Annotated in this window: 23 protein-coding genes, 1 tRNA gene and 2 pseudogenes; 15 read left to right on the forward strand and 11 right to left on the reverse strand. The window is 70.7% G+C overall.

The window, feature by feature from the left end; all coding sequences use genetic code 11:
* Window positions 1–8: 8 nt before the first annotated feature.
* The gene (locus tag PH203_RS24290; protein ID WP_289922873.1) at window positions 9–1,259 is read left to right on the forward strand and encodes a sensor histidine kinase; all 1,251 of its coding nucleotides are present in this window, start codon (window positions 9–11) and stop codon (window positions 1,257–1,259) included.
* The gene (locus PH203_RS24295; protein WP_289922604.1) at window positions 1,252–1,893 is read left to right on the forward strand and encodes a response regulator transcription factor; all 642 of its coding nucleotides are present in this window, start codon (window positions 1,252–1,254) and stop codon (window positions 1,891–1,893) included. The genes PH203_RS24290 and PH203_RS24295 overlap by 8 nt, the downstream gene beginning before the upstream one ends.
* A 361-nt stretch (window positions 1,894–2,254) precedes the next feature.
* Here PH203_RS24295 and PH203_RS24300 read toward each other — a convergent pair.
* Window positions 2,255–3,058, reverse strand: a pseudogene (locus PH203_RS24300) (sulfatase-like hydrolase/transferase); the annotation flags it as partial.
* Window positions 3,059–3,137: 79 nt separating this feature from the next.
* Complete coding sequence (gene glgX / locus PH203_RS24305; protein ID WP_289922605.1) at window positions 3,138–5,375, reverse strand: glycogen debranching protein GlgX; 2,238 nt, start codon at window positions 5,373–5,375, stop codon at window positions 3,138–3,140.
* A gap of 387 nt (window positions 5,376–5,762) precedes the next feature.
* Between glgX and PH203_RS24310 the strand changes: the two genes are divergently transcribed.
* The 6 genes from PH203_RS24310 to PH203_RS24335 all read left to right on the forward strand — a co-directional run bounded on the left by PH203_RS24310 (window position 5,763) and on the right by PH203_RS24335 (window position 12,146).
* Complete coding sequence (locus tag PH203_RS24310) at window positions 5,763–6,980, forward strand: Ig-like domain-containing protein (protein WP_289922606.1); 1,218 nt, start codon at window positions 5,763–5,765, stop codon at window positions 6,978–6,980.
* A 167-nt stretch (window positions 6,981–7,147) separates the two neighbouring features.
* The gene (locus PH203_RS24315) at window positions 7,148–8,410 is read left to right on the forward strand and encodes an Ig-like domain-containing protein (RefSeq protein ID WP_289922607.1); all 1,263 of its coding nucleotides are present in this window, start codon (window positions 7,148–7,150) and stop codon (window positions 8,408–8,410) included.
* 106 nt (window positions 8,411–8,516) lie between these two features.
* A complete protein-coding gene (locus PH203_RS24320; RefSeq protein WP_289922608.1) occupies window positions 8,517–9,284 on the forward strand; it encodes an enoyl-CoA hydratase-related protein in 768 nt (255 codons plus the stop codon).
* A 275-nt stretch (window positions 9,285–9,559) separates the two neighbouring features.
* Window positions 9,560–10,063, forward strand: coding sequence for an ATP-binding protein (locus tag PH203_RS24325; protein WP_289922609.1), 504 nt, complete (start codon window positions 9,560–9,562; stop codon window positions 10,061–10,063).
* Between the two features lie 119 nt (window positions 10,064–10,182).
* Window positions 10,183–10,956, forward strand: a complete 774-nt coding sequence (locus PH203_RS24330) for a polysaccharide deacetylase family protein (RefSeq protein WP_289922610.1) — start codon at window positions 10,183–10,185, stop codon at window positions 10,954–10,956.
* Entirely contained in the window at window positions 10,956–12,146 is a 1,191-nt protein-coding gene (locus tag PH203_RS24335; protein WP_289922611.1) for a YncE family protein, read from the forward strand. The genes PH203_RS24330 and PH203_RS24335 overlap by 1 nt, the downstream gene beginning before the upstream one ends.
* A gap of 165 nt (window positions 12,147–12,311) precedes the next feature.
* Here the strand turns inward: PH203_RS24335 and PH203_RS24340 are convergent, their stop codons facing one another.
* Window positions 12,312–12,980: a GNAT family N-acetyltransferase gene (locus PH203_RS24340; RefSeq protein ID WP_289922612.1), complete on the reverse strand. Its 669-nt coding sequence runs from the start codon at window positions 12,978–12,980 to the stop codon at window positions 12,312–12,314.
* Window positions 12,981–13,030: 50 nt separating this feature from the next.
* On the opposite strand from PH203_RS24340, the gene PH203_RS24345 reads away from it, so the two are divergent.
* Complete coding sequence (locus PH203_RS24345) at window positions 13,031–13,945, forward strand: MerR family transcriptional regulator (RefSeq protein ID WP_289922613.1); 915 nt, start codon at window positions 13,031–13,033, stop codon at window positions 13,943–13,945.
* Between the two features lie 50 nt (window positions 13,946–13,995).
* A complete protein-coding gene (locus tag PH203_RS24350) occupies window positions 13,996–14,208 on the forward strand; it encodes an EF-hand domain-containing protein (RefSeq protein ID WP_289922614.1) in 213 nt (70 codons plus the stop codon).
* Window positions 14,209–14,320: 112 nt separating this feature from the next.
* Here the strand turns inward: PH203_RS24350 and PH203_RS24355 are convergent, their stop codons facing one another.
* A complete protein-coding gene (locus PH203_RS24355; RefSeq protein ID WP_289922615.1) occupies window positions 14,321–15,241 on the reverse strand; it encodes an AraC family transcriptional regulator in 921 nt (306 codons plus the stop codon).
* Between the two features lie 113 nt (window positions 15,242–15,354).
* Between PH203_RS24355 and PH203_RS24360 the strand changes: the two genes are divergently transcribed.
* Together PH203_RS24360 and PH203_RS24365 are read left to right on the forward strand one after the other, a co-directional pair.
* Window positions 15,355–16,353, forward strand: coding sequence for a zinc-dependent alcohol dehydrogenase family protein (locus tag PH203_RS24360; protein ID WP_289922616.1), 999 nt, complete (start codon window positions 15,355–15,357; stop codon window positions 16,351–16,353).
* A gap of 90 nt (window positions 16,354–16,443) precedes the next feature.
* Window positions 16,444–17,106: an NAD(P)-binding domain-containing protein gene (locus tag PH203_RS24365; protein ID WP_289922617.1), complete on the forward strand. Its 663-nt coding sequence runs from the start codon at window positions 16,444–16,446 to the stop codon at window positions 17,104–17,106.
* A 2-nt stretch (window positions 17,107–17,108) separates the two neighbouring features.
* On the opposite strand, the pseudogene PH203_RS24370 reads toward PH203_RS24365, so the two are convergent.
* Window positions 17,109–17,666, reverse strand: a pseudogene (locus PH203_RS24370) (glycoside hydrolase family 25 protein).
* 739 nt (window positions 17,667–18,405) lie between these two features.
* Between PH203_RS24370 and PH203_RS24375 the strand changes: the two are divergent.
* Window positions 18,406–18,512: transfer RNA gene (locus PH203_RS24375), tRNA-OTHER, on the forward strand.
* A gap of 410 nt (window positions 18,513–18,922) precedes the next feature.
* On the opposite strand, the gene PH203_RS24380 is transcribed toward PH203_RS24375, so the two are convergent.
* From PH203_RS24380 to PH203_RS24395, 4 genes are all read right to left on the reverse strand, one after another.
* Window positions 18,923–19,711 carry a hypothetical protein gene (locus tag PH203_RS24380; protein ID WP_289922618.1) on the reverse strand — a complete coding sequence of 263 codons (789 nt, stop codon included), beginning with the start codon at window positions 19,709–19,711 and terminating at the stop codon, window positions 18,923–18,925.
* Window positions 19,712–19,875: 164 nt separating this feature from the next.
* Window positions 19,876–20,286: a PadR family transcriptional regulator gene (locus PH203_RS24385; protein WP_289922619.1), complete on the reverse strand. Its 411-nt coding sequence runs from the start codon at window positions 20,284–20,286 to the stop codon at window positions 19,876–19,878.
* Window positions 20,287–20,300: 14 nt separating this feature from the next.
* Complete coding sequence (locus tag PH203_RS24390) at window positions 20,301–20,999, reverse strand: response regulator transcription factor (protein WP_289922620.1); 699 nt, start codon at window positions 20,997–20,999, stop codon at window positions 20,301–20,303.
* Entirely contained in the window at window positions 20,996–22,264 is a 1,269-nt protein-coding gene (locus tag PH203_RS24395; protein WP_289922621.1) for a histidine kinase, read from the reverse strand. The genes PH203_RS24390 and PH203_RS24395 overlap by 4 nt, the downstream gene beginning before the upstream one ends.
* A gap of 258 nt (window positions 22,265–22,522) precedes the next feature.
* On the opposite strand from PH203_RS24395, the gene PH203_RS24400 reads away from it, so the two are divergent.
* Window positions 22,523–23,437 carry a CPBP family intramembrane glutamic endopeptidase gene (locus tag PH203_RS24400; RefSeq protein WP_289922622.1) on the forward strand — a complete coding sequence of 305 codons (915 nt, stop codon included), beginning with the start codon at window positions 22,523–22,525 and terminating at the stop codon, window positions 23,435–23,437.
* A gap of 300 nt (window positions 23,438–23,737) precedes the next feature.
* Complete coding sequence (locus tag PH203_RS24405) at window positions 23,738–23,950, forward strand: DUF2399 domain-containing protein (protein WP_289922623.1); 213 nt, start codon at window positions 23,738–23,740, stop codon at window positions 23,948–23,950.
* Between the two features lie 451 nt (window positions 23,951–24,401).
* Here the strand turns inward: PH203_RS24405 and PH203_RS24410 are convergent, their stop codons facing one another.
* On the reverse strand, window positions 24,402–25,352 hold the full coding sequence (locus PH203_RS24410; protein WP_289922624.1) for a hypothetical protein: 951 nt from the start codon (window positions 25,350–25,352) through the stop codon (window positions 24,402–24,404).
* A gap of 15 nt (window positions 25,353–25,367) precedes the next feature.
* Window positions 25,368–25,772, reverse strand: coding sequence for a hypothetical protein (locus PH203_RS24415; protein ID WP_289922625.1), 405 nt, complete (start codon window positions 25,770–25,772; stop codon window positions 25,368–25,370).

Genomic DNA, 25,772 nt, shown 5'->3' on the forward strand with positions numbered 1-25,772 from the left:
CTGAGGAGATGACCGTGTCGTACGCGCAGATCGACCGGCGCCAGGACCAGTTCCACAGCTGGGGCCCCTACGGGCTGCTCCTCGTCTCCACCGTCCTCTCGCTCGCCTCGCACGAACTGATCGAGAGTCCTGCCCAGTGGTACGCGGGCGGGGCTCTCGTCGCCGCCGCGATCGGGCTCCAGCTCCGGCTCGGCCCGCGCCACGGCCCCCGGACCCCCTCCCGCGGCGGAGCCGTCGTCTACACGCTGCGCTGGGCGGTGTCCTTCGGGCTGACCTGGATCAACCCGTTCTTCGCGTTCTACGCGTCCACCGGCTACTTCGACAGCGACGAACTGATTGCCAGCCGGCGCGGACAGCGGCTCGGCCTCTGCGCCCACGCCGTCGCGATCGCGGGTTCGCAGGCCGGCGGGTTCCCGTTCCACAGCTGGGTCCAGTGGGTGCTGTTCGGTGTGATGTTCATCGTGAACAGCACCCTGCTGATGATGGTCGGCCACTTCGCCAAGCAGGAGGAACAACGCTCCCGCGACCGCGCCGTCACCATCACCGAACTCGAACGCACCAACACGGCGTTGCAGCAGGCGCTCGACGAGAACGCCGCCCTCCACGCCCAACTCCTCGTCCAGGCACGGGAAGCGGGCGTCGCCGACGAGCGCCGGCGCCTGGCCGCCGAGATCCACGACACCATCGCCCAGGGCCTGACCGGCATCATCGCCCAGCTCCAGGTCGTCGCGAACGCCCCCGACCTGGACGTCGCCCGCACCCACCTGGCCCGCGCCTCCGACCTGGCCCGCCACAGCCTCGGCGAGGCCCGCCGCTCGGTGCACAACCTCGCCCCGGTGGCCCTGGAGAACGCCGGACTGCCGGAGGCGCTGAAGAAGACGGTCGCCGAATGGGGCGAACAGACCGGCGTACGCGCCGAGTTCACCGTCACCGGCCCTTCGGAGCAACTGCACGAGGAGGTCGCGGCGACCCTGCTGAGGATCGTCCAGGAGGCCCTCTCCAACGCCGCCCGCCACGCCCGCGCCACCCGTCTCGGCGTGACCCTCAGCTTCGCCGGCGACGAGGTCCTCCTCGACATCCGCGACGACGGCCAGGGCTTCGACCCCCGCGCCGTCCCCGCCCGCACCCACGCCGGCGGCTTCGGCCTCGACGGCATGCGCGCCCGCGCCGAACGCATCGCCGGCTCCCTCACGGTCGAGTCCGAGCCGGGCCACGGCACCGCGCTGTCGGCTCGCGTACCTTTGGTCCGCCATGACTGAAGAAGAGGTCACACTGCTGATCGTCGATGACCATCCCGTCGTACGGGACGGTCTGCGCGGCATGTTCGAGAACGCCCCCGGGTTCACGGTCCTGGGCGAGGCGTCCAACGGCGTCGAGGCGCTGGAGAAGGCCGCCGCCCTCGACCCCGACGTGATCCTGATGGACCTGCGCATGCCGGGCGGCGGGGGAGTCGACGCCATCCGGGAGCTGACCCGCCGCGGCGCCCGCGCCAGGGTCCTGGTGCTGACGACGTACGACACCGACTCCGACACCCTGCCCGCCATCGAGGCCGGCGCGACGGGCTATCTGCTCAAGGACGCCCCGAGAGACGAGCTGTTCACGGCTGTCCGCGCGGCGGCGGCCGGCCGCACGGTGCTGTCACCCGCCGTCGCCACCCGCCTGATCTCGGCGGTCCGCAGCCCAGGCACCCCTGGCAACGAGCCGCTCTCCGCACGCGAGCGCGAAGTGCTGGCACTCGTCGCCAAGGGCACGTCCAATCGCGAGATCGCCCGCGAGCTGTTCATCAGCGAGGCGACCGTGAAGACCCATCTCACCCACCTGTACGCCAAGTTGGGCGTCAACGACCGCGCGGCGGCGGTCGCGACGGCGTACCAGCGGGGGATTCTGGGCTAGCCGGGATACGGCAGCAGCGTGGCGGCCTTGTTCTCCCACGCAGCCTTCAGCTCGGCCAGCAACTCCGGCTCGTCCGGGGCGAGATCGGCCTGTTCGCGGGCGTCGGCGGCCAGGTTGTAGAGGTGGTCCGTCCGGTCGGCGTCCTGGTAGTACTTCCAGTCGCCGCGCCTGAGCGCCCGGTTGGCCCGCACCCGCCAGAACAGGTCGCGCTCCGGGCGCCGCCGAACTCCCCGCCCGAATCGACGGCCACCAGGTCAGCCACGAACCCAACTTCTCCCCCGACTGGACGGCGACCCTGCTCGCCGACGGCGGCGTCCAGGGACTCCACCATCTCCGTGTACTTCTCGACCGAGCCGCCGTCGTGGTGGGTGAGCGCGGCGAACACCTCGGCCTGGGACTTGGCGGCGCGGATCCTCGCCTCGATCTCGGCGCCGGTCTCCTCGTCGCCCTCCGCGAGCCAGGGCCAGTGCGGGGTCGTGAAGTTGAGGTTCAGCAGCCACGGCCGGTCGTGCCTGCGGCCGACGTACTCGGCGGCCCGCTCGGTCAGGATCTCCGTGTAGTAGCGCAGGTCCTTGTAGGTGGCGTCGCCCTCGTAGAGGTCGTATTCGCCGAACTGGCCGAGCTTGGAGAAGTACTCCAGGGCGCCACCGTGGTTGCCGAAGAACTCGTCCCAGCCCGACGTGGTGGGGCTGTGGTCGGGCAGCGGGCCGCAGTGCCACTTGCCGATCAGGGTGGTGGCGTAACCCGCCTTCTTCAGCAGGGAGGCAAGGGTGGGGTGGTTCGGGTCGAGGCCCTGCGTCCTGTTGGCGATCGGCTCGGCCGGCCCGCCCGGCGTACGGCCGGGATACCGCCCGGTGTACAGACTGAACCGCGTCGGCGAGCAGGTCGCCGACCCCGAGTACGCGTCCGTGAACCGCACACCCTGCCGGGCCGGCCGGTCCAGGTGCGGCGTCCTGATGTGCGGGGCGCCGTACGAGGACAGATCGGCCCAGCCGAGGTCGTCACCGAGGATGACGAGGATGTCGGGGCGGCGGCCGGCGGCGGCTCCGGCGCGGGCCGAGAAGGGGCGCTCGGCGGCGGAGGCGGCCTCGGCGGCGGTGGCCGTATCGGCGACGGCGGTCACGGCACCGCCACCGACGAGACCACCGAAGGCACGGCGGGACATCACAGACACGCGGTTGAGTCTGATCACCGGGTCCGTGTATTGGCCAGGGATCACATGAGCTGTTCACGGGCCCGCAATGTCACGCCTCCACCCGCAACAACAACACCGCCCGAGCCGGCACCGTGACAGCCGCCCCCGCCCGATGCACCACCCCGGGCGCCGCCCCCTGCTCCTCCCGGGACGTGTCCACCACCACCTCGTACCGTTCCGCCCACGGCGGTCCCGGCAGGACGAAGCTCGCCGGGCGGTCCCCGGCGTGCAGGACGGCGAGGAAGCTGTCGTCGAGGATCGGGGCGCCCCGCTCGTCGCGGCCCGGTATGTCACGGCCGGAGAGGTACATGCCGAGGGTGGCGGCCGGTGCGTACCAGTCCCGTTCCGTCATCTCGGTGCCCTGGGCCGTGAACCAGGCGAGGTCCCGTATTCCGTCCGCCGAGTGCGCCCGCCCGGAGAAGAAGGCCCGGCGGCGGAGCACCGGGTGCCGGTGGCGCAGTGCGATGAGCCTCGACGTGAGGTCGAACAAGGCCTTCCAGCCGGGCTGTTCCAGCAACTCCCAGTCCAGCCAGCTGATCTCGTTGTCCTGGCAGTACGCGTTGTTGTTGCCGCGCTGGGTGCGCCCCGACTCGTCGCCCGCGACCAGCATCGGCACACCCGTCGACAGCAGCAGCGTCGTCAGCAGATTCCGCAGCTGACGGCGCCTGAGCCCCCGTACCCGCTCGTCGTCGGTCTCGCCCTCCGCCCCGCAGTTCCAGGACCGGTTGTCGTCCGAGCCGTCCCGGTTGCCCTCGCCGTTCGCCTCGTTGTGCTTGCGCTCGTAGGACACCATGTCCCGCAGCGTGAAACCGTCGTGCGCCGTCACGAAGTTGACCGAGGCGTACGGGCGGCGACCGCCCCAGGCGTAGAGATCGCTGGACCCCGACAGGCGGTACCCCAGGTCCCGTACGTCCGGCAGCGCGCCCCGCCAGAAGTCCCGTACGGCATTGCGGTAACGGTCGTTCCACTCCGTCCACAGGGGCGGGAAGGCGCCGACCTGGTAGCCGCCCGAGCCGACGTCCCAGGGCTCGGCGATCAGCTTCACGCGCCGCAGCACCGGGTCCTGGGCGATCACCGCGAGGAACGGGGACAGCATGTCGACGTCGTGCATGGAACGGGCCAGCGCGGCCGCGAGGTCGAAGCGGAAGCCGTCGACGCCCATCTCGGTGACCCAGTACCTCAAGGAATCCGTGATGAGCCTCAGTACATGCGGCTGCACCACGTGCAGCGTGTTCCCGCACCCCGTGTAGTCCGCGTACCGCCGCGCGTCCGACTGCAGCCGGTAGTACCCCCGGTTGTCGATGCCCTTCAACGACAGTGTCGGGCCCAGCTCGCCCGCCTCCGCCGTGTGGTTGTAGACCACGTCGAGGATGACCTCGATCCCGGCCGAGTGCAGCGCGCGCACCATCCGCTTGAACTCGCCGACCTGCTGACCCGTCGTACCGGAAGCGGCGTACGCGGCGTGCGGGGCGAAGTAGCCGATGGAGTTGTAGCCCCAGTAGTTCTTGAGGCCCCGCCGCAACAGGTGGTCCTCGTGGGCGAATTGATGGACCGGGAGCAGCTCCACCGCCGTCACGCCCAGCTTCACCAGGTGCTCGACGGCGGCCGGGTGCGCGAGACCGGCGTAGGTGCCGCGCAGTTCCTCCGGTATCCCGGGGTGCAGTTTCGTGAAGCCCCGCACGTGCAGCTCGTAGATCACCGAGTCCGCCCACGGCGTCTTCGGCCGGCGGTCGTCCGCCCAGTCGTCGTCATCGTGGACGACCACCCCCTTCGGGACGAACGGCGCCGAGTCCCGGTCGTCGCGCACGGTGTCGGCGACCTGCTGCTGCGGCCAGTCACGGACATGCCCGTACGTCTCGGGCGGCAGGCTGAAGTCACCGTCCACGGCGCGGGCGTACGGGTCGAGGAGGAGCTTCGCCGGATTCCAGCGGCCGCCGGTCCAGGGGTCCCAGCGGCCGTGCACGCGGTAGCCGTACCGCTGCCCGGGCATGACCCCCGGCACGAAGCCGTGCCAGATCTCATGCGTCAGCTCGGTCAGCCGGGCCCGGGTCTCCTTGCCGCGCTCGTCGAAGAGGCACAGCTCGACCCCCTCGGCCCCGCCCGCCCACAGTGCGAAGTTGGTGCCCGCGACGCCGTCCGGACCCACCCTGAACCGGGCTCCCAGCGGCATCGGCGCACCGGGCCACACGGGCACGGCCGGCGGCGGCGCGGCCCGCCGCGCACCATTGACGACGGCGGCCGGCAGCTGCTCCTCGGCCACCGCCTTCTGCTCGGCTGCGCTCGACACTGGGCCTCCCACGGCTCGCGGAACGACGACAAAAAGGGCGCACGGCGGCGACTCTTTCCGGCTCTTTCACCTCCGGGGCGCTTTTCGGCACCGTCGAGCGACCGACCGTGCTCAGCCCTTCGGGCCTCCGCGCGCTCGGCCACTCGACGGTGCCGCGCCCCTACGGCTCAGTCGCGGCCGCGGCTCCCCGTCGCGTCGTCCTCCCCACTGTTCTGCCCAACGGTTGGCCAACCGACCCGCGCCCCCGAGGGGAGCGGGGCCGTAACGACATGCGACTCCGCCGCGTGGCCGCGACCGGCCCCACCGGGCCGCGGATCCACCACGGCTTGTCCAGCGGAGCGCGTCGCACTCACGTTTCCCCACGGCGGCCCCGTCGTTGGGCCCCCTGTGAGGCACGTACAAGGGCGCGCTCGGCGCGCAGGGGCCGCACTGGCCGCCGTACTGACATGGGCCGGGCTGCTGGCCGGCTGCACCTCGGGCGAGGCCGGTATCGATCTCGGCGGGCTCGGCAAGCCCCCCGCACCCGAGGACGTCATCCGCGTCTTTCCGGACGACGGCAGCGAGGGCGTCCAGCAGGACGGCAAGCTGCGCATCCGGGTGCCCAGCGGACGCCTTGAGTCGGTGAAGGTCGTCAAGTCGCGGGACGCACAGGACACCCCGGTGCCCGGCCACATCTCCGAGGACGGTCTGCGCTGGGAGCCCGACGAGGCACGGCTCGCGCTCGCCGCGAAGTACACCGTCGACGCCGTCGCCCTCGACGGGCACGGGCGGCGATCCGCCCGCCACACCACCTTCACCACATACGTCCCCGACGAGCGCTTCATCGGATACGTCAGCCCCGAGAACCGCTCCACGGTCGGCACCGGAATGATCGTCTCCCTGGAGTTCAACCGGGAGATCGAGAACCGCGCCGCCGTGGAACGCGCCGTCCACGTCACCGCCAAGCCCCCCGTCGAGATCCGCCCCCACTGGTTCGGCAAGGGCCGCCTCGACTTCCGCCCCCGGCACTACTGGAAGCCCGGCACGCAGGTCACCGTCGCGCTGCGGCTGCGGGACGTCGAAGGGGCGCCCGGGGTCTACGGATTGCAGTACAAGACGTTCTCCTTCACCGTCGGCCGCAGCCAGGTCTCCCTGGTGGACGCGGCCGAGCACACCATGGAGGTGCGGCGGGAAGGCGAGCTGCTCGCGACCGTGCCCATCACGGCGGGGGCGCCCAGGACGACGACGTACAACGGGAAGATGGTCGTCTCCGAGATGCTCGAGGTCACCCGTATGAACAGCCGCACGGTCGGCTTCGGCGGCGAGTACGACATCCCGGACGTCCCGCACGCCATGCGCCTGACCGACTCCGGCACCTTCCTGCACGGCAACTACTGGGCGCCGAACGCCCCCGGCAAGGTCAACGTCAGCCACGGCTGCGTCGGTCTGAGGGATGTGAAGGGCGGAAGTTCGGACACTCCCGCGGGCTGGTTCTTCGACCGGAGTCTCATCGGAGATGTGATCGAGGTCGTCCACAGCGATGACAAAAAGGTCGCTCCTGACAACGGCCTCGGAGGATGGAATATGGGCTGGAAGGAGTGGAAGGCGGGCAGCGCGGTGAAGTAACCAGGTGGGGGGCCGGGTCGGGTCCGGGGCGCGCGGGGTGCAGTTGGGACTGAACGGTGACAATCACACCCCGCCGACGGGCCTGATCTTGCGGTTAATATCGCCGGACGCGCGGGACGCGCAGGGGAGACGGGCCTGGGACCGGGCCCGGCGAGGGGAGAGAAGACGTGAACGTGCAACCGATATCGGGGGCGTCGGTTGACGCACGCGGGGCGGAGAAGAAGGGGCGTGGCCGCAGGCGAGCGGCCGCGCTTGTGCTGGGCGTCGTGCTGACCGCCGTCACCGCGTGCGGGGGCGGAGGGGGCGGGAACACGGACGCCGACACCGGCCCCGGCAAGGGCAAGGACTCCGGCTCCGCGCAGAGCAAGCAGTCGGTGGCCGTCGTCTCCATCGCGCCCAAGGACGGCGCGAAGTCCGTCGAGACCAGTGGCGCCCTCAAGATCGGCGCCGCCAAGGGCAAGCTGACCACGGTCGAGGTCAAGGACTCCAAGGGCGAGAAGATCGACGGCGAGATATCCGCCGACGGCGCCTCCTGGACGCCGTCCAGCCATCTGGCCGCCGCCACCAAGTACACGGTGCACGCGGTCGCCGAGGACTCCGAGGGCCGTGAGGCCGCCGAGGACTCCAGCTTCACCACGCTCACGCCGAAGAACACCTTCATCGGCACCTTCACGCCCGAGGACGGCTCCACGGTCGGCGTCGGCATGCCGTTCTCGCTCCGCTTCACCCGCGGCATCACCAAGCCCGAGGACGTCGAGAAGGCCATCACCGTCAAGACCGAGCCGGCCGTCGAGGTCGCCGGTCACTGGTTCGGCAACGACCGCCTCGACTTCCGCCCCGAGAACTACTGGAAGGCCGGCACCAAGGTCACCGTCGAGCTCAACCTGGACGGCGTCGAGGGCCGCAACGGCGTCTACGGCAAGCAGTCCAAGACGGTGTCCTTCACCATCGGCCGCAGCCAGGTCTCCGTCGTGGACGCCAAGAAGCGGACGATGAAGGTCATGCGGGACGGCAAGCTCTACAAGACCATCCCGGTCACCACCGGCAAGCCCGGCTACGCCACCTGGAACGGCCAGATGGTCATCAGCGAGAAGTTCACGGTCACCCGGATGAACGGCGACACCGTCGGCTACGACGGCGAGTACGACATCAAGGACGTCCCGCACGCCATGCGGCTGACCACCTCCGGCACCTTCGTGCACGGCAACTACTGGGGCGGCGACGCGTTCGGCAACTACAACGCCAGCCACGGCTGCATCGGCCTGCGCGACGTCCGCGGCGGCTACGACAAGTCGCTCCCGGCCGCGTGGTTCTTCAACAACTCCATCATCGGCGACGTGGTGACCGTCAAGAACTCCACCGACCCGACGGTCGACCCGGCCAACGGCCTCAACGGCTGGAACATGTCGTGGGCGGAGTGGAAGAAGTAGCGGTCCGCGTCGCACGACGTTGAGTCCGAGCTCGTACGACGACGGCGGCCCCGGTGTGAGACATCGCACCGGGGCCGTTGTCGTTAGTGCCCGTTAACCTTCCCTCATGACCGTGACTCTCGAAGTGGCCGACGGCGTCGGCACCCTGCGCCTCGACCGCCCGCCCATGAACGCGCTGGACATCGCGATCCAGGACCGGCTCAAGGAGCTCGCCGAGGAGACCGCGCGCCGCGAGGACGTGCGCGCCGTGGTGATCTACGGCGGGGAGAAGGTGTTCGCGGCGGGCGCGGACATCAAGGAGATGCAGGCCATGGACCACACCGCGATGGTCCTGCGCGCCCGTGCCCTCCAGGACTCCTTCACCGCGGTCGCCCGCATCCCCAAGCCGGTCGTCGCGGCCGTCACCGGGTATGCGCTGGGCGGCGGTTGTGAACTCGCGCTGTGCGCGGACTTCCGGATCGCCGCCGACAACGCCAAGCTGGGCCAGCCCGAGATCCTGCTCGGTCTGATCCCGGGCGCCGGCGGCACCCAGCGGCTCGCCCGGCTGATCGGCCCGTCCAAGGCGAAGGACCTCATCTTCACCGGCCGGATGGTCAAGGCCGACGAGGCGGAGAAGCTGGGTCTGGTGGACCGGGTCGTCCCGGCCGCCGAGGTGTACACCGAGGCGCACGCGTGGGCGGCGAAGCTCGCGCAGGGCCCGGCGATCGCGCTGCGGGCGGCGAAGGAGTCCATCGACACCGGGCTGGAGACGGACATCGACACCGGCCTTGCCGTCGAACGGAACTGGTTCGCGGGTCTGTTCGCCACCGCCGACCGTGAGACCGGTATGCGCAGCTTCGTCGAGGAAGGTCCCGGCAAGGCGAAGTTCCTCTGAGAAAACTTCCCTGAAGCGCTTGCTGTTGACGGGATGTCTGATCCCGTTCCCTCGATGGGGCGGTTTATGGGAGCCTTAAGGCAATCTTAAGTCTGCCTTGTCGAGGGAGCCTTCGATTGCCTCAAACCGAGCCTCCGCAGCAGGTCAGAGGGGTTGTATCGAGCCATGAAATGCCCTTGGCATATGCCGATCGGAATCGGCGGAATGGTGGCTTCCGGGGGGCGTATTCCGTAGAGACGGCCCCGGAAGGCCCGCGGTGCGGCCATGATGGGGGCATGGCGGGGCTGGAGGGCATCGAACAGCCGCGGGGACACGGCCGTGCGACCGAGGCGCGGTGGTCGCCCACGGTAGAGGACGAACACGCGCTCAAGGCGCTGGAGTTGTTCGGCAACCCGACGGAGGCGGAGGTTCCGCTGCCTTCCCGTCCCGAGTCCGCGGCGACGGCACGCCGGCTGACCCAGGTCGTGGTGCTGCGCCAGTGGGGACTCACCCCCAAGATGACCGAGGACGCCGTCCTGCTCGTGTCCGAGCTCGTGGGAAATGCCGTACGGCACACGGGCGCACGGGTTTTCGGGTTGCGGATGCGACGCCGTCGCGGATGGATCCGGGTCGAGGTGCGCGATCCCTCCCGTGGACTGCCCTGTCTGATGCCGGTTCAGGAGATGGACCTCAGCGGCCGGGGGCTCTTCCTGGTGGACAAGCTGTCCGACCGCTGGGGAGTCGATCTGCTGCCGCGCGGGAAGACGACCTGGTTCGAGATGCGGGTCGCGGACCGCTGAGCCGGCAGAGCCGTCGGACGATCCGGCAGGGCCCTCTGGCGATCCGGCAGGGCCCTCGGACGATCCGATAGGGCCGCCGAACGGGTCAATCGGGGCTTTTCCCGATCCATCCCCCTTAAATGGTCCGGGTGACCACGACCGATCGCCGTACGGTGCTGCGCGCCAGCGCGGGACTTGTCACCGCAGGCGCGTTCACCACCGGGTGTGGCACCAGTGGTGCCGTCCCCCACCCCACCCGCTTCCGCGCCCCGGCGAAACCCTCGCCCGCCCCCGGTCCCCGCCGGCTCCCCGGCCTCCCCGCCCAGCTCACCCACGGCCCCCGCACCCACCCCCGCGTCGCCCTCACCTTCCACGGCAACGGCGACCCCGCCACCGCCCACGCCCTCCTGCGCGAGGCCGAACAGGCCGGCGCCCGTGTCACCGTGCTCGCCGTGGGCACCTGGCTCGACGCACACCCGGACGTTTCCCGCCGCATCCTCGACGGCGGCCATGACCTCGGCAACCACACCCTCCACCACCTCGGCATCAACGACATGTCCGAGGCCGAGGCCCGCGTCGAGATCGAGGGCTGCGCACAGCGGCTGCGGCGGCTCACCGGCTCGATCGGCAGCTGGTTCCGGCCCTCACGTGCCGCCCGCGCCTCGCCGCTCGTCGAACGGCTCGCCCGCGAGACCGGCTACCCGCACGTGCTCTCGTACGACGTCGACTCCCTCGACTTCACCTCGCCCGGCGCCCCCGCCGTCACCCGCGAGGTCCTCGGCGGGATCCGGGCCGGGTCCGTGGTGAGCCTGCACTTCGGGTACGCCGACACGGTCGCCGCCCTCCCCGCCGTACTGGAAGAACTCGACCGCCGCGGTCTGGCCGCGGTGACCACCACGGAGCTGTTCAGCTGATGCACCGCCATGTGAAGCACACCCTGGCCGCGAGCGCCGTACTCACCGCTCTCACGGTCCTCGCCGCCTGCGGCACCGAGACCCGGGACCACGCCTCCACCGGACACCGCACCACCAAGGCCGCGGCCGTCCCCGCGCCGCCGAAGAAGAAGCCCGTGCAGGGGCTGCCCGGGATGCCGCCCGTCCTGAACCCGAAGGACGTGTACGCCGCCGACCGCCCGGGCAAACTCTCCCCGGCGGTCAAGGACTTCCCGTCACGGGTCTACGTCCCCAACACCGAGTCCGACACGGTCTCCGTCATCGACCCGAGGACGTACGAGATCGTCGAGACGATCCGGGTCGGCCGCCAGCCCCAACACGTCGTCCCCTCCTGGGACATGAAGACCCTGTGGGTCAACAACAACCGCGGCCACACCCTCACCCCTATCGACCCGAAGACGGGCAAGGCAGGCAAGCCGGTCGAGGTGCACGACCCGTACAACCTCTACTTCACGCCCAACGGCAAGTACGCCGTCGTCATGGCCTCCCTCGACCGCGAACTCGTCTTCCGCGACCCGCACACCATGGACCGGAAGAAGACCGTCCCCGTCACCTGCTACGGCGTCAACCACGCCGACTTCTCCCTGGACGGCAAGTACTTCATCGTCTCCTGCGAGTTCAGCGGCGAACTGCTCAAGGTCGACACCGAGAAGATGAAGGTCGTCGGGCAGCAGAAGCTCCCCTTCGACGGGGCCATGCCGCAGGACGTGAAGATCTCGCCCGACGGCAAGCGGTTCTACGTCGCCGACATGATGGCCGACGGCATGTGGGTCCTCGACGGCGACAAGTTCGACGAGCCGGCGCTCCTGCCCATCGGCAAGGGCACCCACGGCCTGTACGTCAGCCGCGACTCGCGCGAGATGTACGTCTCCAACCGCGGCGAAGGAACCATCTCCGTCTGGGACTTCGCCCAGAACAAGGTCACCAGGAAGTGGCACCTCCCCGACGGCGGCAGCCCCGACATGGGCGGCGTCTCGGCGGACGGCAAGGTGCTGTGGCTGTCCGGGCGTTACGACGCCGAGGTGTACGCCGTCGACACCCGCACCGGTGAGCAGCTGGCCCGGATCCCGGTGGGCAGCGGACCGCACGGGCTCGCCGTCTACCCGCAGCCCGGACGCTACTCACTGGGGCACACCGGAATCTTCCGCTGACACACCGGCGCACCGCTGCCGTCCTGTTGTCCCTCGCTGTCCCTCGCCGCCGTCACGCAGCCTCGGCCGTGGCCGCCTCGCGCGGCTTCGCGGCGCTGATGAGCGGTGCGACTGGCAGTGGGCCCACGGTTGTCCGCCCGGTGGACAAGACCACCAAGCCCGAGATCATGAGCGGCTGTCAGGGCAACCCGCACCACGAGGCATGGCACTGAGCAGCAACGCCTCCGCGCCGACCGGACGGTAACCGGCGGCCTGGAACGCCCGCGCGCTGCGGGCGTTCCCCGGGGCGACCTGGGCCCACAGCGGCTCGTCGACGAGATGCCGGGCGGCGGTGACGAGCGCGCGCCCCAGCCCCCGATGCCGTACCCCCTCGTCCACCTCGACCGAGACCTCCAGCCGCCCACCGATCCCGCGCCCCGTCACCAGCACCCCACCCTCCGCCGTCCAGGCCCGCACGTCGTCCCGGCGCCTGCGGGCGTACGTGATCCGCGGATGACCGGCGTCCTTGATCTCCGTGAGTGTGACGGGCGGCCGACCGGGCAGGGGCGAGCCGGCCAGCATCGAGTCGATGGTCTCGGCCGTACGCCCCGTCTTCGCCAGGAAGGCCGCCAGGAACAGCGGGTTCATGGTCGAGGCGAGGGGGTCGCAGTCCAGCCCGCGCAGCGTCTCGTACACCCAGTCCGGATCCTCGTCCGTGAAGACGACGGAGTGCGCGGTGAAGGCGAGGACGCCCGCGTCCCGGGGCGACTGCTGCGGCACGACCGTCGTACGGCCGTCCGCCGGCGGGAAGATTCCGCGGGCCGCGGCGTCGAGAATGTCCCGAAGAGTCTCCACCGCACCCGCTCCTTGAGTCTCCACCCACTGGAAGGCCCAGACTCGCAGACATGATCGACGACGGCACCGGACTTTTCACCATCGGAGAGCTGGCCCGGGCCACCGGACTGACCGTGCGCACCATCCGCTACTGGTCGGACGAGGGGGTCCTGGAACCGGTGACCCGTTCGACCGGGGGCTACCGGCTGTACGACGCCTCGTGCGCCGCCCGCCTGGAGCTGATCCGCACCCTGCGCGAACTGGGCCTCGGCCTGGAGGACGTACGGAAGGTGCTGGCGGGGGAGCGGACCGTCGCGGAGGTGGCGGCGGCGCATGTGACGGCGCTGGACGCGCAGATCCGCTCGCTGAAGGTGACCAGGGCGGTGCTGTCGACCGTGGCGCGACGCGGTTCGACCGCAGAGGAGATGACCCTGATGAACAAGCTGGCACGGCTGTCGGCGGCCGAACGGGCCCGGATCGTCGAGGACTTCACGACGGAGATCTTCGACGGGCTCGACACCGCCGACCCCGACATCCGCAGGCGGCTGCGGTACCCCCCGGCGGACCTGCCGGACGACCCGACGCCCGAGCAGGTGGACGCGTGGGTGGAACTCGCCGAGATGATGCAGGACCCGGAGTTCCGGGTGCTGATGCGCAGGATGATCGAGTTCAACGCGGCCGACCGCGGCCCGGACGTGCCCCCGGGCACCTCGCTGTGGTTCATGAGCCGGCTGGTGCAGCTCGCGGGGGAGGCCCTGGAGCGGGGTGTCGCGCCAGAGGCGCCCGAGGCCGCCGACCTGCTGCGGGGGCTGCTCGGTGACGCGGACCCGGCCGAGATGCTGAAGCGCCTGGAGGCCGGCACCAACGTCCGGGTGGCCCGGTACCGGCAGCTGTGGGCGACGGTGGCGGGGCTCGGACCGCAGGCGGCGTACGAGGAGGAGTTCGCGTGGGTGGTCGCCGCGTTGCGCGCTCGTACCGCCGGTTAATCTGACCTTCGGCAACAAGCCAGCAAGGTACGACGAAAAGGGGCGGATCGGTGGCCGACATCGACGAGGCACGCAAGCACTTCGAGCGGATCGACACGGACGGTGACGGCTTCATCACTGCTGCCGAGTTCAAGACCGCCCTCGCCCAGGAAGGCGACTGGAACGTCACCGAGTCCGTCGCCGAGGTCCTCATCAAGGCCCGCGACCTGAACGGCGACAAGGTCCTGTCCTTCGACGAGTTCTGGGTGTACCTGAGCAAGTGACGCGCACGAGAAGGGGGCGCCCCGCCTTCGGGCCCGGGGCGCCCCCTTCGTCGTGCCCGCCGCTGCCCCCGGCCTCGCGCGGGACTCCTTCGCGGCCCTGCGGGCCTGCGGGCTAGGACGCCTCCTTGCGGTACTGCCCCGGCGCCACCCCGTACTCCCGCTTGAAGGCCTTGGCGAAGGCGAACTCCGAGGTGTAGCCCGTGCGTTGGGCGACGTGCCGGAGGGGCAGGGCGTCGTCGCGGAGCAGCCGGCCGGCCGTGGTCATGCGCCACCAGGTGAGGTACGTCAGTGGGGGGCGGCCCACGAGCGTGGTGAACCGGCGGGCGAAGGCCGCGCGGGACAGGCCGACGCGGGTGGCGAGTTCCTCCACCGTCCAGGGGTGGTGCGGGGCGGCGTGGATGGCCTGCAGGGCCGCCGTCACCGCGGGGTCGGCGAGTGCGGCCGCCCAGCCGGTGGGGTGGTCCTGGCCACGGGCCTCGCCCTGCCACCAGGCGCGCAGGATGTAGAGCAGCAGGGTGTCCAGGAGCGAGGTGACGATCTGGTCCGCACCCGGCTGAGGCTCCGCCAGTTCCGTGCTCAGCAGCTCCACCGCCGCCCGCAGCGAACCGTGGGCGCCGGACCCGGCGGGCAGATGGACGACCTCGGGCAGTTCGGAGAGCAGGGGGTGCGCGCGGGTGCGGTCGAGCCAGTACGCGCCGCACAGCATGACCGTGTCCGGGGTGGAGCCCGGTGCGGGGGCGGGAGGTTCGGGAAGGCGGCCGTCGGCGCCGAATCGTACGACGTCCGGCTCCACGTCCAGGTCGCTGGTCAGCGCGTAACCGCGCCCGTGCGCCAGGAACACCACGTCCCCCGGCCCGAGCGCCACCGGCTCGCCCGCCCCCGGGATCAGCCAGGCCGAGCCCCGCAGCAGCGCATGGAATCCGGCTCCGTCCGAGTCCTCGATCCGCATTCCCCAGGGGGCGTACTTGTTCCGGCGCCCCGAGTGCGGCCGCCCGGTGCGCATCGCGGCGATCGCGTCGCTGAGTACGTCCATGCAGGCAACCGTAACCGGGAGTCGGACGGGGCGGCGGCGACGAAGACGTACGGACAGGAAAGGGAGATCGACGGACATGGATCGCCTTGTCCGCCGCTCCTAGCGTGGACGGCATGTCAACTACCGCACGTACCGTGCTCTTTCATGAAATCGGCGGACCCGAGGTACTGAGGATCGAGGACGTCGCCGTGCCCGCCCCCGGGCCCGGTCAAGTCGCCGTACGGGTGGAGGCGTTGGGCCTCAATCGCGCCGAAGCCCTGTTCCGGTCCGGCACTTACTACTACCAGCCCGCCCTCCCCGCCTCCCGTCTCGGCTACGAGGCCTCCGGCGTCGTCGAGGCGGTCGGCGACGGCGTCACCGCACTCGCCGTCGGCGACCCGGTGACGACCGGACCCGGCATCGAGATGAGCGCCCAGGGCGTGTACGCGGAACGGGTCGTACTGCCCGAGACCGCGGTCCTGCCCCGCCCCGCCTCCGTGGACGCGGTCACGGGGGCGGCGTCCTGGCTGACGTACACGACGGCGTACGGCGGGCTGCTGGAGACGGCCGGCCTCAAGCCCGGCGACCATGTGCTGATCACGGGCGCCTCCAGCGGGGTCGGCACCGCGGCGATCCAGGTGGCCCGCCGCATCGGGGCCGTTCCGCTGGCCACGACCCGTACGGAGGCGAAGCGGCAGGGGCTGCTGGACCTGGGGGCGGCCGAGGTGATCGTCTCCGACGGCGACGCCGAGACGGTGGCCAAGGAGGTCAGGCGGCTCACCGGCGGCCGCGGCGCCGAGGTGATCTTCGACGCGATCGGCGGCCCCGGCTTCCGCCTGCTGGCCGAGGCCCTCGCGGAGGGCGGCTCGGTCCTGGTCTACGGCTGGCTGGACCGCCGCCCCGCCGAGATCCCCTGGAACTGGCCCTTCACGATCCACACGTACGCCAACATGAACCTCACCGAGACGCCTGGCGGCCGCCGCCGCTCCACCGCGTTCCTGAACGCGGGCCTCGCCGACGGCGGCTTCCGCCCCGTGATCGCCGAGGTCTTCGACGGCCTGGACCGCATCCAGGACGCCCACCGCCTGATGGAGTCGAACCAGCACATGGGGAAGATCGTCGTACGCGTCTGAGGTCCCCCCGGAATACCCCTCCGCCCTCCCGGGTTGTCGCCCAACAGAATCATGCACACGCATGGAATCTGGTCGCTCTGGAGGACTGTCATGAAGATCGGCATCATCGGTGCGGGCAACATCGGCGGCAACCTCACCCGACGCCTCACCGCGCTGGGTCATGACGTCTCCGTGGCCAACTCCCGCGGCCCGGAGACGCTCACCGACCTGGCGAAGGAGACCGGCGCGACACCGGTACCGGTGACGGAGGCGGCACGGGGCGCGGAGGTCGTCGTGGTGACGATCCCCCTCAAGGCCGTCCCGGGCCTGCCGGCGGGTGTCCTCGACGGAGCGGCGGAGGGCGTGGCGGTCATCGACACGGGCAACTACTACCCCAAGCAGCGCGACGGCCGCATCGCGGAGATCGAGGACGAGGGCCTGACGGAGAGCCGCTGGACCGAACGCCACCTCGGCCACCCCGTCATCAAGGCCTTCAACGGCACCTACGCCGAGGACATCCTCGACCGCCACCGCCCCGCCGGCGCCCCCGACCGCCAGGCCCTCCCGGTCGCCGGCGACGACGAGGCCGCCAAGACCAAGGTCCGCGCCCTCATCGAGGAACTCGGCTTCGACACGGTCGACGCGGGCGGCCTCGACGACTCCTGGCGCCAGCAGCCGGACACCCCGGTGTACGGCCTGCGGGCCGGGGCGGAAGCGGTCACGAAGGCCCTGGCGGAGGCAAGCCCGGAACGTAAGCCGGAGTTCCGCGCGTAACGTCAGGAGCCTTTGGCCCACTCCCGCAGCGCCGCCTTGCTCGCGAAGTCGGCCACGTTCGTGTCCACCGGGTCGTCCTTGTACTGGTGGAAGCGCCACTTCGCCTTGATGCGGGGCTTGCCCGCGGTGACGTAGTCGGCGATCCAGAGGCCGTCGCCGGCGTACGAGGTGCTGTCGACGTTCAACCAGTAGTGGCGGTTTCAGTAGAGGACGACCCTGTGGCCGGGCCGGAGCTCCTTCACCTTCCGTATGAACCGGTCCTTCTCGGCGTTGGTCGCGTGCGTGCCGTCGCCCGTCGTCTCCCAGTCCACCGCGAGGATGTCGCCCGCCCGCTCCGGCGCCTTGCTCACGAAGTACTGCGCCTGGGCGGTGAGGTTGCCGGGCCAGAGGAAGTGGTAGAAGCCGACGACCAGGCCGGCGTCGCGGGCGCGCTTGGTCTGGGTCGCCAGTTTGGGGTTGGTGTACGTACGGCCCTCCGTCGCCTTGACGAAGACGAAGGAGATGCCGTCCGTGTCGTACGAGGAGGACTGGTAGGCGCTGACGTCTATGCCGCGGAGCATGGGACTCTCTCAAGTGTCAGTGGGGTGACAAGAGTTGGAGTTGTTGTATGCCCTGCCGCGCTCCACAGAAACAGTGTGACCGTACCGGTGAGCGCGACCGTCGCTGCCAGTCTCTTAGAACTGGATGCGTGAGCAGGAAGCGGCGGACATGAATCCCCTGGACACCCTTGTCAAGCAGCATGTGGCCCCGGTCATGAAGGCGGTCGGCTTCACCAAGAAGGGCCGGACCTTCCGTCTCGCGGCCGAGAACGGCGACCACCTGTTCCTGCGGTTCGACACCCACGCCGTCGATCCGGGCAGGCACGTCTTCGACGTGACCTTCTGGGTCGTCCCGCTGCCGTACTGGGAGTTCGTCAAGCGGCAGGACGTCGACCCGCCGGCCCCCGATGCCAGTGGCGCCCTTGCCACCTGCCCGGTGATCCCGCCGGCAGAGGTCGCCCACGAGCCCGACGAGGAGACGCCGTTCAGATCCCGGTGGGCCTTCATGGAGCCGCGGACGCGTGACCTGTGCGGGCGGGAACTCGCCCGCGTCCTCGTGGAAGAGGACCTTCCGCGCATGACGCGTCTGCTCGACCGCAAGACCCTTCTGGAGGAGACCCGTACCAACCCGAACGGCGAACTGGTCAGGATGTGGGGCGCCGCGCAGAGCGAGATCGTGCTGCGCATCGACGACGACCCGGTCGCGGACGTGGCCGCGTTGGTCGACAAGGCCGAGGCGGACGGGGTGTTCCCGGGCTTCGTCGCCTGGGCGCGACAGCGGCTGCAGCGGCGCACTGTCGGACGGCGTCGGCGAGCCCCGCACTCGTAATGCGTAGGTCTCGGGTTCGAATCCCGAAGGCGGCTCCAGCTGAGACCAGGTCGGATGTGCTCTGACCTGGTCTTTTGCGCTGCACTCCTGATGGCTGGTCAGATGACGTGATGCTCGTCCATGGAGGGGAGCGCAAGGGGTGCGCATTCGGGATCGATGGCCAAGGCTGTGACCTGGCTTTTTGTTTCATGGTAAAGATCGCGCAGTGACTGTTGCCGTGTGGCGCCATCATTTCCGGTGTGATTCCGGTGGGCGCCCACATCTCCCTGTGCGGGTTGCGCCTGCTGTATGCCTCGGCGGGAGCCATCAGAAGCTCTGGGAACTTTGTGGCAGGTTCACAATGTGCATGCTTGTGGCCGCATCAACGGGCTGTGAAAGCGTCGCCTGGTATCCCTTGTCGGCAAGACAGCGAACCTCTGTAGCGTGAGTACGAATATCAGCCACGGGTTCAGGTCGTCGATTCGTCGCGCCGCGCTCTTGACCGCGGCCGCCGCCCGAACCCCCTCACGCAGCCACGCTGGGTCGTCCCGTCGACCGTCGTACGTCGGTCCCGGGCGCGCGAGGCGTCGAGCGCGCCGAGCGCGACCACCGACCCCAGGTGGGCGATCGCGACCTGGTTGATCTCGGCCATGGACAGTCCTGGCAGCAGTAGCGGCGGACCGCCCCATTCCAGCCGCAGCAGAGGAGCGGTCAGCAGGAAGCCGTAGCACAGCAGCATCCACTGCTGGTACAGGTCCGGAAAGCCGCCGACGGAGGCCAGGATGCCGCAGGTCACGCTCGACACGGTGCCTGCCAGGATGGTGGCGAGCACGATCCAGAACGCCGCCCCGCTGAAGGTGTCCTCGGGATTGGTGCGCGCCAGGTACAGTCCGGCGCCCGCCATCGAGGCGTACACCGTGACCATGAAGACCACGCCGAGCACGCGATGGAGGTGCATGCGTCGTCGCGCCGTCGTCAGCAGCTGGGCGGGGCCGAGGAGCATGAGCAGGCCGCCGAGCACCGAGGGCGCGATCATCGGCAGCAGGCTGTGCCGGTTGGGCTCGATCCTGGTGGCCAGGGCGTCGGCGACATAGCGCGTTGAGACGGTCTGGGACAGCAGCCGCTCGCCGATCGCGGGGGTGCCCGGTCGGGCGTAGGGCCACAGTTCGGTCATCACGATCGGGGCGTAGGCGACGCGCATCACCGTGACCGTGATCGTGGCGCCGCGGCGCCATGCGCTGTTCGTCGGACCACGCACGATGGCCCCCTGCCCGCGTCCATAGTCTCTTTTGTACGGTCCGCATCGGACTGTCCAGACGATAGGAATGGCTGTCACCGAGGTCAACGGTCCGGCACGATCGCCTTCAGGAGCCGGCGGGCGTACGTTCCTTTCGGCGCCGCACCCATGCCAGAAGTCGGTCATCATCCGCTCGTAGCGGATCCCGAACTCCAGCGCCTCGCGCTGCCAGGGGGTGAGCAACTCCCCGACTTCCTCCGCGAGTTGCTCGTACGACCGCAGGGTGCGCCGGTGCTCGTCCAGCTGGACCGGGGCCAGCGCCTCGGGTCGCCGAGCCACTCCTCCAGGGCCTCCCGGCCCTGCCGCGTCAGCGCCAGCACGCGGCGGTTGCGCCCGCTCTCCTGCCGTATAGGCGACAGCACCCCCGCCTCCAGCAGCCGCCCGCACTGCGCGTGCACCTGGGCGTGCGGCACCGACCAGAACGGCGCCACCGTCCGCGCCGCCTCCGTCTTCGTGTCGTAGGCGCTCGCCTCGCCCAGCTTGTCGGTGATCCCGAGCACGAGGTAGGAGGAGGGCGTCAACCGCACGTCAGCCATGGGGGACCGTAACGTCAGGCTCGGTCACCGCCTCCCGCGATCCCCGCCCGGTAGGCCAGGACCACCGCCTGGACCCGGTCGCGGAGGTCCAGTTTGGTGAGGATGCGGGAGACATAGGTCTTCACGGTCTCCGCGCTGATGACCAGCTCGGCGGCGATCTCGGCGTTCGACAGGCCCTCGCTGACGAGGAGGAGGACCTCGTGCTCACGGGGGGTGAGGGTCTTGAGGCGGTCGCGCTCGGGGGAGGCGGGGGCCGTGGCGGGGCGAACGTGTTCGGCGTAGCGGCCGATCAGGGTGCGGGTGACAGACGGGGCCAGCAGGGACTCGCCGCGGGCGACGGTGCGTACGGCGTTGACCAGTTCGGGCGGCGGGGCGTCCTTCAGGATGAAGCCGCTGGCGCCGGCGCGGAGGGCCTCGTACACGTACTCGTCGACGTTGAAGGTCGTGACTATCAGGATCTTCGCGGGGTTGGGGGAGTCGGGGCCCGCCAGGCGGCGGGTGGCTTCGATGCCGTCGAGCAGCGGCATGCGGATGTCCATGACGACGACGTCCGGCTTCAGCTCCTCGGTGCGGTGGATCGCCGCGAGGCCGTCTACGGCCTCGCCCACGACCTCCATGTCGGGCTGGGCATCCAGGATCGTGACGAAGCCGGCGCGCACGAGGGCTTGGTCCTCGCAGACCAGCACCCTGATCGCGGGGGGCGGGACACTCACGCGGCACCTCCGTTGGGGATGCGTGCGTGCACGCGGAACCTGCCGTCGGGGTGAGGGCCTGCCGCGAACTGGCCGCCCAGCATCTCCACCCGTTCCCGCAGCCCGGCAAGGCCGCGGCCGCCCGAGACGTGTGGGTCGGCGCCCCGCGGGGCGCCGGCCCCGGGCCCGTCGTCGGCTGTGGTGACCTCGACGTCCGTCCAGTCGGGGGTGTGCGCGAGCCGTACCAGGGTCGGCCGGCCCGGAGCGTACTTGACGGCGTTCGTCAGGGATTCCTGCACGACACGGTACGTCGTGAGCCGGGCGCCTATCGCCATGGCCGGCTGTTCACCGTCCTCGACCAGCTCGACCGGCTGGCCGCCCGCCCGTGTCTGCTCCACCAGATCGGGCACCCGGCCCGGCAACGGCGTCCGCTCGTGGGGCGCCGACTCGCCGGTCGCCTCCAGCACACCGAGCAGGAACCGCAGTTCGGCCAGCGCGCGGCGGCCGGTGCCGTTGATGGCGTCGAGGGCCTCGCCGAGGCGGTCCGGTGAGTGGGTGAGGTACTGCGCGGCGCCGGCCTGCACCACCATCGCGGTCACATGGTGGGTCACCACGTCGTGCATCTCCCGGGCCAGGCGCCTGCGTTCCGCGTCGATGGCCGCCTGTGTGGACAGCCGCCGCCGCTCGGCCTCGTGCGCCCGCCGTCCGTGGACCAGGACACCCAGCCCCCCTATCGCCACCAGGACCAGGTAGTAGACCAAGTAGTCGATCAGGCCTGCGGGGGAGCCCAGCGCGTGCAGGGCGATGGCGAAGACCACATACCCGCCCGTCGCCGCCGCCGGTATGGCCCGTCGGAGGGGTTCCTGGTGGGCACCCACCGAGTACAGCGCGATGTACAGCCCCAGGCTCCCGAAGGTCGCCGGGTATCCGAGACACTCGTGGACGGCGAACGAGGTCCCCGTCAGCGCGAGACAGACGGCCGGCCACCGTGTGCGCACCGCGAGCGGCAGCGTCTGCCCCAGGACCAGCAGCACGCTCGCGACGGAGGCACCGCGGGCGGGGAGATCGCCGAACCGCGCCCCGACCCGCGACAGCGGCTCCGCGAACGACAACACCGTGAAGACGAGCGCGAACTCACGGTCCCTGACGGCGGCGGGGCGTGCTCCCCACCACCGTGACAGCCGGCGGAGGCGGGCGGCAGCGGCAGCTGCGGCCGGGAGGCTCGCGCGCGCCGGGCCCGAGTGGGTGCGGGCTGCTGCGCCGCGCACTGCTTGGTCTTCCGTCATCGTCCACGATTCCGTAGGTCTGGCGTCGGCGTCGTACGGCGTCACGGGCCGGAGGGTCCCGCGGGGCGAACGTAGCGTCTTTGTACGGCGGTTGGGTCCCCCGGGGGAGAACAGCGGGGTAGCTCGCTCGGGGGACGGCGGGGTGCCGCAAGTGCCCACTCGCCGGTGACGATCCACAGGGGTCGCGGCCCGTAGTTTTCCGGCATCGAGAGTGCCGGACCGCCGCCGCCCGTCAGGAGCGGCCCCGAGGAGGAACCCATGTCGATGTCGTCCACCCCCGACAGCCCCTTGACCGACCCCACCGTGAAGAACACCGGGCGCGGCGCGCGGTGGGCCGCGTCGGCGTGGGTACGCCTGCCGGTGCTGTTCGTGCTGATGCTGGTCGTGAACGGGATCACCAGTGCGGTCAACGGTGTCGCCGACGCCACACCGCTGACCGCCCTGATCGCCGGAGTGGTCACCGCAGGGCTTGCTCTGCTCGCCTATGTCCGGCTGGTGCGGTACCTGGAGGGCCGCACCAGGCCGCAGGAGCTCGCTCCCGAGCGGGCACGGCCGGAACTGCGCCGGGGCAGCCTCCTCGGCGTGGGTCTGTTCACGGCCACCATCGCGCTGGTCGCCATGACCGGCGGCTACGACATCCAGGGCTGGGGCTCGATCGGTGGCGCGCTGACCACGTTGGGCGTGATGAGCTGCGTGGCGGTCACCGAGGAACTGGCTTTCCGCGGTGGGCTGTTCAGGGTGCTGGAGGAGAAGACAGGGACGTGGGGTGCACTGGCCGTCTCCGCGCTCGCCTTCGGCGGCCTGCACCTGATCAACCCGGACGCGACGATCTGGGGCGCGCTGGCCATCGCCGTCGAGGCCGGCCTGATGTTCGGCGCGCTCTACGCCGCCACCCGCTCGCTGTGGCTGCCGATCGGCCTGCACCTGGGCTGGAACATGGCCGAGCAGGGCATCTACGGCACTGCGGTCTCCGGCTCCGGGACCGGCACCGGCGGCCTGCTGGACGCCTCCGTCAGCGGCCCCCAGGCACTGACCGGCGGCGACTTCGGCCCTGAGGCCAGCATCTTCGCCGTCCTCGTCTGCGTCGTACCCACGATGCTGTTCCTGCGGGCGGCCAGGCGTCGGGGCCGTATCCACAGCAGGGCCGCGATGGCACAGGCACGGCAGGACTGACACGGAGCAGCGCCACCGGCGTGGGGCGGGCAGCCTGGCTGCCCGCCCCACGCGTTTCGCTGTTCGTTCGGACTTCGGACTTCGGGCAAGTGCCGCTCGCAAAAGGAGCTTCCGGCGGACCACGGCGACTTCAGGGCCGCCGGGGTGGGCAGCGGCTGAGGTCGCCTCCGGGCTGCTCGGTGAGAACCCGGCCGTACTGCGCGCCGTCGCCGGCGAACTCCAGGACACCACCGCGGCTCTCTGTACGGAGGGCGTCCCGTCCGCCGCCTGCCACAGACTGCCCGGTGACGCCGTACGCGCGTGAGCCCGGCTGCACTGGCGCGCGGACCCGGCTGGGCCGGACTGTGCATCACCGCGGAGGCCGTGGGCCGTCACGGCGGCCATCCCTGGCGGATGACCGCCGCCGACTACACGGCGGCACACGGCGAGGGCGAGTCCACACCGCCTGCGGCCGGCGCGGTCATGGAGGAGCGCCTCCTGTCCGTGCTCCTTGCCGACCTCACCGGTGCCTGACCCGGTGAAAGCGCCAGAGGCCGAGGACGATCCCGAGCTTCCTGGGGCCCTCCGCCTGCGTCTCTTCGTGACTCGGCGAGTCTTCTCAGTGAGCGTCGGCTTCCGGCTCCGGTCGGGGAAGCTCGTCGAGGTCGAGAGTGAAAGTGCGGCCGTCGGCCAGGGGGCGGGTGTGCAGGACGACTTCTCCGGCGTAGGGGTCTGGTCAGGTCGTCCGGGGTGAGATTCCCCCGAGCGACCCGAACATCATTGTCGACTGGGCTCAAAAGCAGCAGAGCCCCTCCCACGCACCCACTGTTACCTCCTCACCATGACGGTCAGCGAACTTTGACCGGGTCATGGCCAGCCGCCATGAGTTCTCGGCTACCGCGCACTCACGATGGCACGCAGGTTGCGTTGACCGCACGCCGCAGGTACCCGCCCAGGCTGCAGCCGTCGACAAGGCGTCAGCCGGTCATGGGCGGGGACCGGACCCCTCCGGCGGGGTGAAAGTAGGGTGCGGTGCGTCCGAGCCGCGCCACAGGTAGGCGGACAGCTGTCGGCCGTATGCGGCCTCCTGCGCAGGGTTGGCCGGGAGGGGCCAGCGCAGCTGCTGGTAGAGCGCGACGCGGTGGAGGTCGTAGGCCGCTTCCAGCAGGTCCGCGAAGAGTTCCGCACGGGGTGGCGCCCATAGCGTCACGGCGATGAGGCTCACCGTAAGACCGACGGGCAGGGCCAGGGGGTCCCAGACGGTGAAGGCGCCGAACAGCAAGCCCCAGACGGCGACGGCGACGGTCCGGTCCAGGGCGCCGCGGGCCGCCAGCAGTTCCCGCCGGGTGGTGTCGGGCAGCACCAGCCACAGCCTGGGCCACAGAGCGACTGCGTCAAGACCGTATTTGTCGGCGGGGCGGCTTTCGGCCGCGCGCAGGATGTTGCCCAGGCGCGTAGGCAGGCAGCGGTCGGGTGCCGCGGGGCGGCGTCGGCGCCGCTGGTCCAGGCGGGAGAAGCGGGCCAACTCGTCGGCGGTTGCGGTGGCCGGGGTGGCCCATACGCGGGGGGCGAGCCGTTGCCAGGCGTCCTCGTCGGACGTGGCCCGCCGCCGCACCTTGGCGATGAGGTGGTCGGCGAGCCGGCCGAGCCCTCGCGGCCAGTAGCCTTCGAGCAGCCGTAGAGCGGGCGCGGTGAAGCGCTCGACGACGGCTGCCGAGGCACCGACGGCGACGAGCACGGCAACGAGTGCGGCGGCCTGGGTGCCCGTCTGCTGCCGGTCCAGCCAGCCCGTCACGTCGCCCAGCGCGTCCAGGCCGCCTCGGCCCCTGGCCCAGGCGAGCAGCCCGCCGAGCCAAAACACCGCCGCGGGAGCCGCGACTCCTGCCCAGCGCTCCGCGAGCGGACCGCTGAGGCCTTCCCAGAACCTGCCCAGCATGCCCCTGACTCCTGGTCAGCGGCGCACGAGTGCGATGCCGTGAGTGGGGCACGGGGGGACAGGCTCGCCCACCTCGGGCCGGTACCAGACATAGTCCCCCTGGGGACATGCGTAGCTGCCGGCATACAAGATCGGCCCGATGTCCCCCGCCAACGGCTGCGGGCCGCCACGGGACGCGGCCCAATGCAGCTGGGGCGGCCGATAGCGCGGAGCGTCCTCGAGTACCTGTGTGAGGAAGGCTTCGGTCGCGGTGTAGTCACTGAGCAGCGAGCGGAGCGGCTCGGCGACGTCCTGGCCGTCGTGGGCGGCTGCCAGCAGCGTGGCAAGGTCCTCGTCGAGCGAGTCCGCCTGCGGCCCGATGAGGTCGCTGAGATACGGGCGTATGCAGCGGGCCGCTTCCAGCAGTCCTTCGACCTCCAT

It is taken from the genome of Streptomyces sp. S.PB5, from assembly GCF_030403745.1.
In the GTDB taxonomy this organism is placed as follows: domain Bacteria; phylum Actinomycetota; class Actinomycetes; order Streptomycetales; family Streptomycetaceae; genus Streptomyces.